Annotated in this window: 8 protein-coding genes; all 8 read left to right on the top strand. The window is 72.6% G+C overall.

Annotation, left to right across the window (positions count from 1 at the left end; translation table 11 throughout):
• The first annotated feature begins 97 nt into the window (after positions 1 to 97).
• The 8 genes from guaB (at position 98) to guaA (ending at position 14,622) form a co-directional block, all read left to right on the top strand.
• Positions 98 to 1,600 (top strand): IMP dehydrogenase, encoded by a 1,503-nt coding sequence (gene guaB / locus ABD369_RS03905; protein WP_344634776.1) that lies wholly within the window; start codon positions 98 to 100, stop codon positions 1,598 to 1,600.
• Between the two features lie 377 nt (positions 1,601 to 1,977).
• Entirely contained in the window at positions 1,978 to 3,105 is a 1,128-nt protein-coding gene (locus ABD369_RS03900) for a GuaB3 family IMP dehydrogenase-related protein (protein WP_344634775.1), read from the top strand.
• 381 nt (positions 3,106 to 3,486) lie between these two features.
• Entirely contained in the window at positions 3,487 to 5,400 is a 1,914-nt protein-coding gene (locus ABD369_RS03895; RefSeq protein ID WP_344634774.1) for a serine/threonine-protein kinase, read from the top strand.
• A gap of 93 nt (positions 5,401 to 5,493) precedes the next feature.
• On the top strand, positions 5,494 to 6,597 hold the full coding sequence (locus ABD369_RS03890) for a protein kinase family protein (RefSeq protein WP_344634773.1): 1,104 nt from the start codon (positions 5,494 to 5,496) through the stop codon (positions 6,595 to 6,597).
• Between the two features lie 209 nt (positions 6,598 to 6,806).
• A complete protein-coding gene (locus tag ABD369_RS03885; RefSeq protein WP_344634772.1) occupies positions 6,807 to 8,501 on the top strand; it encodes a serine/threonine-protein kinase in 1,695 nt (564 codons plus the stop codon).
• Positions 8,502 to 8,587: 86 nt separating this feature from the next.
• Positions 8,588 to 10,219, top strand: a complete 1,632-nt coding sequence (locus ABD369_RS03880) for a succinic semialdehyde dehydrogenase (protein WP_344634771.1) — start codon at positions 8,588 to 8,590, stop codon at positions 10,217 to 10,219.
• Positions 10,220 to 10,262: 43 nt separating this feature from the next.
• On the top strand, positions 10,263 to 12,050 hold the full coding sequence (locus ABD369_RS03875; RefSeq protein WP_344634770.1) for a GMC oxidoreductase: 1,788 nt from the start codon (positions 10,263 to 10,265) through the stop codon (positions 12,048 to 12,050).
• A gap of 976 nt (positions 12,051 to 13,026) precedes the next feature.
• Positions 13,027 to 14,622 carry a glutamine-hydrolyzing GMP synthase gene (guaA, locus tag ABD369_RS03870; protein ID WP_344634769.1) on the top strand — a complete coding sequence of 532 codons (1,596 nt, stop codon included), beginning with the start codon at positions 13,027 to 13,029 and terminating at the stop codon, positions 14,620 to 14,622.
• The last annotated feature ends 53 nt before the right edge of the window (positions 14,623 to 14,675 follow it).

The raw sequence follows: 14,675 nt of genomic DNA, 5'->3' as shown, positions 1-14,675 counted from the left end.
CCCGGCCGCTCCTCCGCCCTGCTGAGAGCGACGCGCCCGGAACCCCTCACCGGACGTGATTCAGATCGACGGCCCCGCCACGGAAGGTCCCCCTCACATGTCTTACAACGCCGCAGGCGTACCCGAGAAGTTCGCCATGCTCGGGCTCACGTACGACGACGTCCTGCTGCTGCCCGGGGCCTCCGAGGTGCTGCCGAACCAGGTCGACACCTCCTCGCGGGTCTCCCGCAACGTCAGGCTGAACATCCCGCTGCTCTCGGCGGCCATGGACAAGGTCACCGAGTCCCGGATGGCCATCGCGATGGCCCGCCAGGGTGGCGTCGGTGTGCTGCACCGCAACCTGTCCATCGAGGACCAGGTCAACCAGGTCGACCTGGTGAAGCGTTCCGAGTCCGGCATGGTCGCCGACCCGATCACGGTCGGCCCGGAGGCCACCCTGGCCGAGGCGGACGCGCTCTGCGCCAAGTTCCGGATCAGCGGTGTGCCGGTCGCCGACCCCGAGGGCAAGCTGCTCGGCATCGTCACCAACCGCGACATGGCCTTCGAGACGGACCGCAGCCGGCAGGTCCGCGAGATCATGACCCCGATGCCGCTGATCACCGGCAAGGTCGGCATCTCCGGCGAGGAGGCCATCGGCCTGCTCCGCCGCCACAAGATCGAGAAGCTGCCGCTGGTCGACGACGAGGGCCGGATCAAGGGCCTGATCACCGTCAAGGACTTCGTCAAGGCCGAGCAGTACCCCAACGCCGCCAAGGACGCCGAGGGCCGGCTGCTGGTCGGTGCCGCCGTCGGCGCCTCCGCAGAGGCGTTCGACCGCGCCCAGGCCCTGGTCGGCGCCGGTGTCGACTTCCTGGTCGTGGACACCTCGCACGGCCACAGCCACAACGCGCTGGCCTGGATCGCCAAGATCAAGGCGGCCGTGAACGTGGACGTCATCGGCGGCAACGTCGCCACCCGGGACGGCGCCCAGGCGCTGATCGACGCCGGCGTGGACGGTGTGAAGGTCGGTGTGGGCCCGGGCTCGATCTGCACCACCCGGGTGGTGGCCGGCGTCGGCGTGCCGCAGGTGACCGCGATCTACGAGGCCGCGCTGGCCTGCCATGACGCCGGCGTGCCGATCATCGGCGACGGTGGCCTGCAGTACTCCGGTGACATCGGCAAGGCGCTCTGCGCCGGTGCCGACACCGTGATGCTCGGCTCCCTGCTGGCCGGCTGCGAGGAGTCGCCGGGTGAGCTGATGTTCATCAACGGCAAGCAGTTCAAGTCGTACCGAGGCATGGGCTCGCTGGGCGCGATGCAGACCCGCGGCCAGGCGAAGTCCTTCTCCAAGGACCGCTACTTCCAGGCCGAGGTCAGCTCCGACGAGAAGCTGATCGCCGAGGGCATCGAGGGCCAGGTGCCCTACCGCGGTCCGCTCGCCGCGGTGCTGTTCCAGCTGGTCGGCGGTCTGCGCCAGACCATGGGCTACGTGGGTGCGGCCACCATCCAGGAGATGCAGACCAAGGGACGCTTCGTCCGGATCACCTCGGCGGGCCTCAAGGAGAGCCACCCGCACGACATCCAGATGACCGTCGAGGCGCCGAACTACACCAGCCGCTGAGCGGTCGCCGAGCGCTGAGCTGACGCCGAGGCCCGCTGCCGTCCATCGGGGACGGTGGCGGGCCTTCGGTTTGGGTGCGGGCGGTCGGGAAGTCGGGTCGGGAGACGGGCCCCTGCCCGGCCGTGCGTGAGAAGGCGGAAGGCCGTGGTCGGCCGGTCGCACCCCGAGTGCCCCGGAGCGGCGGTGCGCCTCCCGCCTGCGGGTCCCCGCAGGCCCGGCCTTCCGCCGCGCACAGTTGATCAAGCGGAGCCTCGCACCCCTGACCGGCGGCCCCCGTCCGCGGGCCGGCGCCGAGCGCTCAGGGGCGCCGGTGCGGGATACTGGGGTGCGGTCGGGGTGACCCGGCGCGAGTTAAGCAAGCAGCAGAAGGGCTCGAAGTGACTGAGATCGAGATCGGGCGAGGCAAGCGCGGCCGCCGGGCGTACTCCTTCGACGACATCGCCGTCGTCCCCAGCCGTCGCACCCGGGACCCGAAGGAGGTCTCGATCGCCTGGCAGATCGACGCCTACCGCTTCGAGCTGCCGTTCCTGGCGGCCCCGATGGACAGCGTGGTCTCGCCCGCGCAGGCCATCGCGATCGGCCAGCTCGGCGGCCTCGGGGTGCTGAACCTCGAGGGCCTGTGGACCCGGTACGAGGACCCGCAGCCGCTGCTGGACGAGATCGCCGCTATCGAGGACGAGGCCGCCGCGACCCGGCGCCTGCAGGAGGTCTACGCGGCCCCGATCCAGGCCGACCTGATCGGCAAGCGGATCAAGGAGGTGCGCGAGTCCGGTGTGGTCACCGCCGCCGCGCTCTCGCCGCAGCGCACCGCCGAGTTCTCCAAGGCCGTCGTGGACGCCGGTGTGGACGTCTTCGTGATCCGCGGCACCACGGTCTCCGCCGAGCACGTCTCGGGTGCCGCCGAGCCGCTGAACCTGAAGCAGTTCATCTACGAGCTGGACGTCCCGGTGATCGTCGGCGGCTGCGCCACCTACACCGCCGCGCTGCACCTGATGCGGACCGGCGCGGCCGGTGTGCTGGTCGGCTTCGGCGGCGGTGCCGCGCACACCACCCGGGGCGTCCTGGGCATCCAGGTCCCGATGGCGACCGCCGTGGCCGACGTGGCCGCCGCCCGCCGCGACTACATGGACGAGTCCGGCGGCCGCTACGTGCACGTCATCGCGGACGGCGGCGTCGGCTACAGCGGCGACATCGCCAAGGCCGTCGCCTGCGGCGCGGACGCGGTGATGATCGGTGCCGCGCTGGCCCGCGCCACCGACGCCCCGGGCAAGGGATTCCACTGGGGCATGGAGGCCGTCCACGCCGAGCTGCCGCGCGGCAAGCGGGTGGACCTGGGCACGGTCGGCACCACCCAGGAGATCCTCACCGGCCCGTCGCACACCTCCGACGGCACCATGAACCTCTTCGGCGCGCTGCGCCGTGCGATGGCCACCACCGGCTACTCGGAGCTCAAGGAGTTCCAGCGGGTCGAGGTCACCGTCAACCCGGCGCTCAACCACCGGTAGGCGCCGGCGCCGCGGCGCTGACGGACCGTAGGAACGCGGCAGGGCCCCCGCTTCGGCGGGGGCCCTGCCGCGTTCCGGTGTGGTGATCTCGGTGTACTCGCCGGGAGATTCGGTGAACGGCTGCGGCCGGCGGCGAAAGCAATGGGCGGGTCCGCGGCCATTTCTGATGGCCGGTCGGGCACGTAGCATCGTCCTACCGGCCGGAACCCGACGATCAGACCCGGGGCGGGTGGTGGGGCGCGCCCGGGACAGGGGATGATGGAGGCTTGGCGTTCGGAGCCCCACCGCCGGGCGCAGTCCACGGCCCCGGCCGGTCTGCTCACGGCTCCTGCCGACGCGCCGTCATCCCGAACGCCGCCGCACAAGGGGGAAGAGGCACCAATGACCCAGCCGCAGGGTTCCACCGGGCGTCTCCTCGCCGGCCGCTACCGGCTGAACGAGGTGCTCGGCCGGGGCGGGATGGGCACCGTGTGGCGGGCCGAGGACGAACTGCTCGGCCGGATCGTCGCCGTCAAGGAACTGCGCATGCAGGGCGGTACGGACGAGGAGGAGAAGCACCGTCTGATCGTCCGTACGCTGCGCGAGGCCAAGGCGACCGCGCGGATCAGGCACACCGCCGCAGTCACCGTCTTCGACGTGGTCGAGGAGGACGAGCGGCCGTGGATCGTGATGGAACTGGTCGAGTCGCGCTCGCTGGCCGAGGTCATCAAGGAGGACGGCACGCTGAGCCCGGCCCGCGCAGCCGAGATCGCGCTCGAGGTGCTGGGCGTGCTCGGTGCGGCGCACAGCCAGGGCATCCTGCACCGTGACGTCAAGCCGTCGAACGTCCTGATCGGCGAGGACGGCCGGGTCGTGCTCACCGACTTCGGCATAGCCAGCGTCGAGGGCGACGCCTCGATCACCTCCACCGGCATGCTGGTGGGTGCGCCCTCGTACATCTCGCCCGAGCGGGCGCGCGGGCAGAAGCCCGGACCGCCCGCCGACCTCTGGTCGCTCGGCGGCACGCTGTACGCGATGATCGAGGGCAAGCCGCCGTACGACCGGGGGGCGGCACTGGCCACCCTCACCGCGGTGATGACCGAGTCCCTGCCGAAGTCGGAGAAGGCCGGGCCGCTGCAGCCCGTCATCGAGGGCCTGCTGGAGAAGGATCCGGCCAAGCGGCTGGACGCCTCCACCACCCGCTCGATGCTCAAGCGGATCGTCGCCGACGCGACCGCCGAGGCGGAGTCCACCACCCAACAGGCCGTGCCCGCCCCCGCCGCCGACGTGCCGGCGGCCGCGCCGAGGAAGTCGGCCAAGGCCGCCGCGAAGGCGGAGCAGGCCGCGGCCAGGGCGGAGCAGGCCGTCTCGAAGTCCGAGCAGGCCGCCAAGGCGGAGCAGCCGGAGGAGCCCGAGGCCCCCAGGCGCGGCGTGAGCGGGCTGCTGGGGACGGTCCGGGTCGGCAGCCGGGCGGCGGAGCAGCCCGCGGCGGCGCCCATACCCGCGCCCGCGCCCGCGCCGGTCAGCGGATTCGAGACCACGATGGTGCCCTCGGGGACGAGGCCGACGGCCGGGGTGCCCGGGCTGCTCCGCCGCCCGGCGGTGCTCGCGGGGGCCGCGCTGGTGGTCATCCTGGTGGTGGTCGCGGTGCTGTTCGTGGTGCTGCGGGAGAAGGGCCACGGCAGCGCGAGCGCGAGCTCCGGGAACGCCGGTATCCAGCGCGCGTCCGCGTCCGCCGTGCCGACCGCCACCGGGGCCGCCGCCCCGGCACCCGCCGCCAGCCCCAGCGGCTCCGCCACTGCCTCCGCCAGTGCCTCGGACTCGCCCGGCAGCGCACCCGCGTCGTCCTCGCCCGGCCCGTCCACCGGCGGCTCCCAGGTGCCGGAGGGGTTCTACCGGTACCAGGACGGCTCGGGCTTCTCGATCGTCCTGCCGGACTGGCTGAAGGACCAGGGGCCCGACTACCACGACACCAGCCGCAAGTTCACCGGCAACGGCGTGAAGCTGGTGGTGGACTGGAAGACCCCGCCCGGCAAGAGCGCGCTCGCGGACTGGCAGGACGGCGACAAGACCAGCACCATGAGCAACTACCACCGCATCCGGGTCGAGCAGATCACCTACCGGCAGTGGACCAACGCCGCGGACTGGGAGTGGACCAGCAGCAGCAACCCCGTGCTGCACTCGCTCAACCGGGGTCTCGTCACCGGCAAGTACGGCTACGCGCTCTACTGGATCACCCCGGACGCCGACTGGAACTCGAGCGCCAACGCGCAGGCCAGGCAGGTCGGTTTCGACACGTTCCAGCCCGCGTCCTGAGGCGTTCTGCAACCGGTGGCGGCGGCCGGCCGTCCTTGACGGCGACGGGAGACGAGCGGCCCGACCTGATTCCCAGTCCAGCGAGGAAGGCCCATGCGAGCGGCTCCAGGCCAAGTGGTGGCCGGACGGTACCGGTTGACGGACCATCCGGACGGCCGCGGCATGCTCGCGCAGGACCAGCAGACCGGTGACCAGGTGCTGCTGTACGCGCTCGACCTGCCCGGGCTGCTGGTGCCCGGGCGGGCGGCAGCCGGTCCGGACCCCGCGCACGGCGAGTGGATCGCCCGGCGGGCGGCGGCCGCGGCCGAGTGCGCGCCGGAGCACCCGAGGCTGCTGCGGCCCGTCGAGGCCGTGGCGGAGGAGGACCTGCTCTGGGTGGCCGAGGAGCGTCCGCCGGGTTGCTCGCTGGCCGCTCTCGCCGGTGCGGGGCCGCTCCCGCCGTACCGGGCCGCGGAGATCGCCGCCGACCTGGCGGCCGGGCTGCATGAGCTGCACCGGGCCGGGCTGGCACACGGAAACGTTGCGCCGGAGAGCGTGGTGGTCTGCGAGGACGGTGCCGCGCTGCTCGGCGGCCTGCTGCTCGGGGCGGCCGAGGAGGAGCTGTGCGCGGCCCTGGGAGGCCCTGGTGACGCCGCGCCGACCCCGCTGCAGGCCAGACGGATCCTCGACGCCAGATCCCTACTGCTGGGCCCCAGGGCCGAGCGCTGGGCGCTGGAGACCGGTCCCGCCGCGGACTGCTGGGCGCTGGGCGTCCTGCTGTACCGGCTGCTGACCGGCCGTGCCCCGTACCCGGAGGACGACCTGCCCACCCTGCTGGCCGCGATCCGGGCCGGGCACCCGGGGCCGATGGACGGCTGCGGGCCGCTGGCGCCGCTGGTCGAAAGGCTGCTGCGGTCCGAGGTGGCCGCCCGGCCCGGGATCGCCGAGGTCCGGCGGGAGCTGGCCACGCTGATCGGCGCGGCTCCGGAGCCGTACGGGCCGCGGCCGCAGGGTGTGCAGGAGTTGCCGGTGCGCCGTCCGCGCGGGCCGCTGGTGCGCCACCCGAACGGTCCGGCCATCCGGCGGAGCAGACCGGAGCGGGTGGTGGCACACCGGCCGTCGGCCCTGCCGCCCGCGCTGCTGGGGCCGCTACTGGTGGCCGGGGTGCTGGTGTTGCTGGTGGTGGCACTGGTGCTGGTGGTTTCGCTGGCGGGCTGAGCGGCTCGTGGGCATGCGTACCGCCCGACTGGACGGTCCGAGACGAGGTGAGGTCTAGGTCACACCCGGGTCAGCCGGCCGGGTCGGAATTCCGGGCGTGGAGTCGGGCGCCTAACCTGTGCATGGAAGTTGTCCTATCGGTGAGTCAACGGTGCACCGGAACCACCTCCGTCAAGGTGACGGTGGGCTGATGAGGGGGAACGGTCGCCATGGGCGTGCAGGACCAGTCGGCGCAGGCCAGAGAAGCGCAGCGAGTGCTGGTCGGGCGCTACACGCTGGGCGAGCGGCTGGGCCGCGGCGGCATGGGAACGGTCTGGCGGGCGCGGGACGAGATGCTGGACCGCGAGGTGGCGGTCAAGGAGCTCACCGTCAACCACCTCCCCGAGGAGGAGCTGGAGATCCTCCAGTCCCGGATGAAGCGCGAGGCCAGGGCCGCCGGGCGGATCAAGCACCCGGGTGTGATCACCATCCATGACGTGGTGGAGCAGGACGGCCGGCCGTGGATCGTGATGGAGCTGATCGACGGCCGCTCGCTGGCCGACGTGATCAGCCAGGACGGCACCCTGCAGCCCAGGGAGGCCGCCGAGGTCGGCCTGCAGGTGCTGGCCGCGCTGCACAGGGGCCACCAGCTGGGTGTGCTGCACCGCGACGTGAAGCCCGCCAACGTGCTGCTGGAGCACAACACCGGCCGGGTGGTGCTGCTGGACTTCGGCATCGCCACCTTCGAGGGCTCCACCGAGCTGACCCGGCCCGGCGACCTGGTCGGCTCGCCCGACTACCTCGCGCCCGAGCGGGCCCAGGGTGAGCGCCCTGGCCCGGCCTCCGACCTGTGGGGCCTCGGAGCGACGCTGTACGCCGCAGTGGAGGGCCAGTCGCCGTTCCGCCGCACCTCGCCGATCACCACCCTGGCGGCGGTGGTCGGCGACCCACTGCCGGAGCCGCGCCGGGCCGGGGCGCTCGGTCCGGTGCTGGCCGCGCTGATGGCCAAGGACCCGGCGGACCGGCCGAGCGCGGACGAGGCCACCCGGATGCTCGCCGAGGTGACCGCCGGGCACACCATCGGCATCAGGGCGGTGTCGAAGGGCGAGCCGCGGATGCCGACCCAGGCCGTCCCGGTGGTGGACCGGGCCGAGCCGGCCGTCGAGGAGGCGGACCGGCCGGCCGACCCGGCCGTCCCCGCCGCCGCCCCCGCTGTCGAGTCGGCGCCCACCCAGACGGCGATGCCCGCGTCCGCGGACACCGAGCCGCCCGCCGCGGCCCGGCCCAGGCGCCGCAGGGGCCTGTGGATCGCGGTGGCGTTGGCCGTCGCCGCCGCGCTGGCCGCCGGTGCCGCGTTCGCGGTACCCGAGCTGCTGCGCGACGACCACCCCACGCCCCCGCCCACGCCCACGCCCACGGCGCCGGACCCGGGCCCCACCGTGACCATCTCCGCGGCGCCCGCCACCGGCCCGGCCCCCACCGGCTATACCTGGGTGGACGATCCGGCGGGTTTCCGCTTCCCGGTTCCGAGTGACGGCGCGCCCTGGGTGCGCTCGACGCAGGGTGTCGAACAGATCATCTACAGCCCCGACGGCGGGCTGCACTTCGTGCAGTTCTCGAAGACGGTCGCCCAGTCGCTCGGGCCGCGCGAGCACTTCCTCGAGATGGAGCGCGACCTGATCAAGAAGCTGAAGGACTACCACCGGGGCAGCCTGGTCGACGCCAAGGTGAACGGGCACGAGGCCGCGTCCTGGGACTTCACCTTCGTCGGCAGCAAGGACGGGATCCGGCGCCACGCCAAGGAGGTGGAGTACCTGGACGACAAGGGCACCTCGTACGGCATCTACGTGTGCACCCCGGAGAAGGACTGGCTCACCGGGCAGCGGCGGTTCACCACGGTGCTCAACAACTTCAGCACGCGCTGAAACCGCCCACCGCGACTGGACGTTCGGTCGCGATCGCCTGTTACCGACGGGTACCGCAGTGGCCGCCGAGCGCCTAGGCTGCGCTCATGACGGACATCACGGCAGATGGTCAGGCCCCCGGCCGGGGCGAGCGGCGCAACCCGGCGGCCGGCGGCGGCGCGCGTACGGTCGCCGCGGCCGTACCGGCCTCGCTGGTGGCCCGGCTGGCCCGGAGCATCACCGCGGCCGGTGAACCGGAGCTGGTGCACACCACCACCCCGCTCACCGGGGAGCGGCTCGCCGCGCTGCCGCAGTCCACCCCGGCCGACGTCGAGGTGGCCTACCAGCTGGCGCGGCGGGCGCAGCGCAGCTGGGCCGCGCTGCCCGTCCGCCGCCGTGCCGCGGTGCTGCTGCGCTTCCACGACCTGCTGCTCAAGCGGCAGGACGAGGTGCTCGACCTGATCCAGGCCGAGACCGGCAAGGCCAGGCTGCACGCCTTCGAGGAGGTGCTGGCGGTGGCGATGGCCGCCCGGCACTACGGCCGCCGGGCGGAGGGCTATCTGCGCGACCGGCGCCGCTCCGGGGCGATCCCGGTGCTCACCCACGCCGTGGAGTCCCGCCGCGCCAAGGGGGTGATCGGCCAGATCTCCCCGTGGAACTACCCGCTGGAACTCTCCGTCGGCGACGCCCTGCCCGCCTTCGCGGCCGGCAACGCCGTGGTCAACAAGCCCGACACGCAGACCGCGCTGACCGCCCTGTGGGCCCGCGAGCTGCTGGTGGAGGCCGGACTGCCCGCCGACCTGTGGCAGATCGTGATCGGCGACGGACCGGTGATCGGCCCCGCCGTGATCGAGCACGCCGACTACGTCTCCTTCACCGGCTCCACCCGCACCGGCCGCCAGGTCGCCCAGCAGGCCGCCGCCCGGCTGGTCGGTGCCTCGCTCGAACTCGGCGGCAAGAACGCCATGCTGGTGCTCGCCGACGCCGATCTGGACCGTGCCGCCGAGGGGGCCGTCCGCGCTTGCTTCTCCTCGGCCGGCCAGCTGTGCATCTCGATCGAGCGGCTCTTCGTGCACCGCTCGGTGGCCGACGACTTCCTGGCCCGCTTCGTCGCCCGGACCGCCGCGCTGCGGCTCGGCGGCGGCCTGGCGTACGGGGCGGACATGGGTTCGCTGGTCTCCGAGCGGCAGTTGGAGACCGTCACCCGGCACGTCGAGGAGGCCGTCAAGGCCGGGGCCACCGTGCTCACCGGAGGGCGGGCCCGCCCCGACCTCGGCCCGCTGTTCTACGAGCCGACCGTCCTGGACGGGGTCACCCCCGAGATGGCGGTCTGCGCCGAGGAGACCTTCGGCCCGGTGGTGTCGATCTACCGCTTCGACACCGAGGAGGAGGCCGTCGCCGCCGCCAACGCCACCCCCTACGGCCTCAACTCCAGTGTCTGGACGAGGGATTCGCGCCGCGGCAGGGCCGTTGCCGCCCGGCTGCGCACCGGCACGGTCAATGTCAACGAGGCGTACGCGGCGGCGTACGGCTCGGTCGCCTCGCCGATGGGCGGCATGGGGGACTCCGGGCTCGGCCGCCGGCACGGCGCCGAGGGCATCCTGCGCTACACCGAGGCGCAGACCGTCGCCACCCAGCGGCTGGTGCCGCTCGCGCCGTCCTTCGGACTGGACGACGAGCGCTTCGCCGCGCTCTTCACCACCGGGCTGAAGGCCATGAAGGCCTTCCGGCTGAAGTAGCCGAACCCGGTTCTCCGGTACGTCACTTCGAAGGGAAAGCGGTATGGCGGTCGAGGGTGTGCACGACTACGACGTGGTGGTGATCGGTTCGGGGTTCGGCGGCTCGGTCGCGGCCCTGCGGCTGACCGAGAAGGGTTACAAGGTCGCCGTCCTGGAGGCCGGGCGCAGGTTCGGACCGGACGAACTGCCCAAGAACTCCTGGGACATCAGGAACTACCTGTGGGCACCCTCGCTCGGCCTGTACGGCATCCAGCGGATCCACCTGCTCGCCAACGTCCTGGTGCTCGGCGGCGCGGGCGTCGGCGGCGGTTCGCTGAACTACGCCAACACCCTGTACGTTCCGCCGAAGCAGTTCTTCGATGACCGCCAGTGGCGGCACATCACCGACTGGCAGGAGGAGCTCAGCCCCTTCTACGACCAGGCGCAGCGGATGCTCGGGGTGCGCACCAACCCGACCGTGACCCCGTCCGACGTCCATCTCAAGGACGCCGCGGAGAAGATGGGCGTCGGGCACACCTTCCACCTCGCCCCGGTCGGGGTCTTCTTCGGAGACGGCAAGGACTCGGACGGTCGCGCGAAGGCCGCGCCCGGCGAGGAGGTCGAGGACCCGTACTTCGGGGGCGCGGGCCCGCGCCGGAAGGCGTGCGTCGAGTGCGGCGAGTGCATGACCGGCTGCCGGCACGGCGCCAAGAACACGCTCACCGAGAACTACCTGTTCCTCGCCGAACGGAACGGCGCCGAGATCCACCCGCTCACCACGGTGGAGCGGATCCGACCGCTGGCGGCGGGCGGCTTCGCGGTGGACGTACGGCGCACCAACTCGGGCATGCCCGCTCGTTCCAGGGGGCGGGCCAAGGACCGGGCCAGGGCCGGGGCGCGGACGGTCACCGCCGCGCAGGTGGTGGTCGCCGCCGGGACGTACGGGACGCAGACGCTGCTGCACCGGATGCGCGACCGGGGCCACCTGCCCGCGCTCTCCGCCCGCCTCGGTGAGCTCACCCGCACCAACTCCGAGGCTCTGGTGGGTGCTTCGACCACCGACCGGCGCTACGGCTCGCGCGTCGACTTCACCAAGGGGGTGGCCATCACCTCCTCGATCCACCCGAACGAGAACACCCACATCGAGCCGGTGCGGTACGGCAAGGGGTCGAACGCGATGGGGGCGCTGAGCGTCCAGCAGGTGCCCGGGGCCGGGCGCGGGCCGCGCTGGCTGCGGTTCGCCGTCACGGCGCTCAGGCATCCGGTGATCTTCGCGCAGTCGCGGAACCAGCACCGCTGGTCGGAGAAGACCATCATCGGCCTGGTGATGCAGTCGCTGGACAACTCGCTGACGGTGTCGTTGAAGAAGACCGGCCCGGGGAAGGGCAGGCTCACCTCCCGCCAGGGGCACGGCGCGCCGAACCCGACCTGGATCCCGGCGGCGGAGGAGGGCGCCAAGGCACTGGCCGAATCGATCAACGGTTTCGCCGGCAGCACCGTCGGAGAGATCTTCGACATCCCGATGACCGCCCACTTCATCGGCGGCTGCCCGATCTCCGACCGACCGGAGAAGGGGGTCATCGACCCGTACCACCGCGTTCACGGCTACCCCGGGATCAGCGTGGTGGACGGCTCCGCGATCTCCGCCAACCTCGGGGTCAACCCCTCGCTGACCATCACGGCCCAGGCCGAGCGGGCCATGTCGATGTGGCCGAACCGGGGTGAGGCCGACCCGAGGCCCGTCCAGGGCGAGGAGTACCGGCGGGTGGCACCGGTGGTGCCGGTGCGGCCGGCGGTGCCGGCGGGGGCCTTCGGCGCGCTGCGGCTGCTGCCGCTGGTGCGGCGCGGCTAGGCCGGGTTGCTGGAAGCCGTGCGTCCGGTTGCCGCGCGGCGTGGAGAGCGCAGGGCAAAGGGCCCCGCGGGGGAACGGGGCCCTTTGTCGCTCAGCACACGGTGTCAGGGCAGCACCGGTGCTGGGGTGACGGCGCCGGGGGAGGAGCGCCGTCCGGACGGTTGGTCGTGGGTCGAGCCGGACGCCCGGCAGGGGTGGGCCGAGGCGCGGCACGGGGGAACGGGTCAGCTCATCCCTCACGGAGCGTGAGGTGACAACCGTTTTCGTTCGGCGCTCAGGGCGGCCGCCCGGCGCCGGGAAGGTGTGCGGTACGAGGGCCCGGTCGACCCCCGCTCCAGCATCGTGGTGGACGGAGCCCTTACTGTGCAACCGATTCGACGCAGTTCGGCACAGTCCAATTTTCCGGGCCCGGCCTGCCGTACCCTGCCCGCCGCACGACAGGCCGTGCCGGACGGCAGGCGGAGGCCGACTACGTTCCGTAGTAGCCGGTGGGGCGGCGGCGTACGGGAGTGTGCCGGGGGCGGTCGGCGCGGGCGGTGCCGACCCTGGATGGTGCGGCGGACGGAACCGGGCGTCCCCGGCACCGGCCGCCGCACCTCCCTTGGTCAGTCGTGACCGGAGGCTGTCCCCTGCCACCCGGCCACTGCACCCGTGCACGGTCCCACGGCGGGCCGCGCCCGGTCTGGCCCGAGGACGGCAGCGCCACGCGCACGGGTGGACTGAGGTGAGATCCACGCGTGGTTCGGTGCCCGTACCGGGCGGCCCGAACCTGGGGGGTGCGAGCGCTCGTACGGTCGTGGGGTGCAACGAATCGCCGCACCCCGGGGTCACGGTGCGAAGCCTTGGCAACTGGGTGAAGCCACAGTCTTCCGGCCGCCCGGTAGACTCAAGGGCAGACACCCCCACAGTCGCCCGCCACCCTGCCAGGGGCGTGCCGCGTGCGACACCTCTTGATACCGCTGCCGGAAGGCCGTCTGTGTCCTCTGCTATTCCCGACCAGTCCGCACACGAGCTCGACACCGTCCTGGTCGTCGACTTCGGTGCCCAGTACGCCCAGCTCATCGCCCGTCGGGTGCGTGAGGCCCGGGTCTACAGCGAGATCGTGCCGAGCACCATGCCGGTTGCCGAGATGCTCGCCAAGAACCCCAAGGCGATCATCCTCTCCGGCGGCCCGTCCTCGGTCTACGAGGAGGGCGCGCCGCGCCTGGACCGCGCCATCTTCGAGGCCGGCATCCCGGTCTTCGGCATGTGCTACGGCTTCCAGCTGATGGCCATCACCCTCGGCGGCACCGTGGACAACACCGGTGCGCGCGAGTACGGCCGTACCCCGCTGACCGTCGTCAAGCCCGGCTCCACCCTGTTCGAGGGCACCCCCGAGCAGCAGTCGGTCTGGATGTCGCACGGCGACGCCTGCTCCGCCGCCCCCGAGGGCTTCGCCGTCTCCGCGTCCACCGACCTGGTGCCGGTCGCCGCCTTCGAGAACGACGAGAAGAAGCTCTACGGCGTCCAGTACCACCCCGAGGTGCTGCACTCCGACTACGGCCAGCAGGTGCTGGAGCACTTCCTGTACCGCGGCGCCGGGATCGCCCCGACCTGGACCACGAGCAACGTGGTGGACGAGCAGGTCGCGCTGATCCGCGAGCAGGTCGGCACCAAGCGCGCCATCTGCGGCCTGTCCGGCGGTGTGGACTCCGCCGTCGCGGCCGCGCTGGTGCAGAAGGCCATCGGCGACCAGCTCACCTGCGTCTACGTCGACCACGGTCTGATGCGCAAGGGCGAGACCGAGCAGGTCGAGAAGGACTTCGTCGCCGCGACCGGCGTCCAGCTGAAGGTCGTGGACGCGCAGGAGCGCTTCCTGACCGCGCTCGCCGGGGTCAGCGACCCCGAGGAGAAGCGCAAGATCATCGGCCGGGAGTTCATCCGGGTCTTCGAGCAGGCCCAGGCGGAGATCATCGCCGAGGCCGGCGCCTCGGGCCAGCCGGTCGAGTTCCTGGTGCAGGGCACCCTCTACCCGGACGTGGTGGAGTCCGGCGGCGGTACCGGCACCGCGAACATCAAGTCGCACCACAACGTCGGCGGCCTGCCCGAGGACCTCGAGTTCAAGTTGGTCGAGCCGCTGCGCAAGCTGTTCAAGGACGAAGTCCGGATGGTCGGCCAGGAGCTCGGCCTGCCGGAGGAGATCGTCCACCGCCAGCCGTTCCCGGGCCCGGGCCTGGGCATCCGGATCGTCGGCGAGGTCACCAAGGAGCGCCTGGACCTGCTCCGCGAGGCCGACGCCATCGCCCGCGAGGAACTGACCGCGGCCGGTCTGGACCGCGAGATCTGGCAGTGCCCGGTGGTGCTGCTCGCGGACGTCCGCAGCGTCGGCGTCCAGGGCGACGGCCGCACCTACGGCCACCCGATCGTGCTGCGCCCGGTCTCCTCCGAGGACGCCATGACCGCCGACTGGTCGCGCCTGCCTTACGAGGTGCTGGCCCGCATCTCCACCCGGATCACCAACGAGGTCCGCGACGTGAACCGGGTCGTGCTGGATTGCACCAGCAAGCCGCCGGGCACCATCGAGTGGGAGTGATCTCCCCCGGCTTCGAACGGCCGCGCCGCCGCTCCCGTGGGTTCGGGAGCGGC

The sequence above is a fragment of the Kitasatospora cystarginea genome (assembly GCF_039533515.1).
Taxonomy (GTDB): Bacteria; Actinomycetota; Actinomycetes; order Streptomycetales; family Streptomycetaceae; genus Kitasatospora; species Kitasatospora cystarginea.
The sequence above is the reverse complement of the archived record's forward strand: the minus strand, read 5'-3'. Positions and strand labels throughout refer to the sequence as shown.

Bases quoted from the DNA above. Each gene is read 5' to 3' on its own strand.
- guaB (WP_344634776.1), top strand. From the start codon at position 98: ATGTCTTACAACGCCGCAGGCGTACCCGAGAAGTTCGCCATGCTCGGG.
- ABD369_RS03880 (WP_344634771.1), top strand. From the start codon at position 8,588: ATGACGGACATCACGGCAGATGGTCAGGCCCCCGGCCGGGGCGAGCGG.
- ABD369_RS03885 (WP_344634772.1), top strand. From the start codon at position 6,807: ATGGGCGTGCAGGACCAGTCGGCGCAGGCCAGAGAAGCGCAGCGAGTG.
- ABD369_RS03895 (WP_344634774.1), top strand. From the start codon at position 3,487: ATGACCCAGCCGCAGGGTTCCACCGGGCGTCTCCTCGCCGGCCGCTAC.
- ABD369_RS03890 (WP_344634773.1), top strand. From the start codon at position 5,494: ATGCGAGCGGCTCCAGGCCAAGTGGTGGCCGGACGGTACCGGTTGACG.
- ABD369_RS03875 (WP_344634770.1), top strand. From the start codon at position 10,263: ATGGCGGTCGAGGGTGTGCACGACTACGACGTGGTGGTGATCGGTTCG.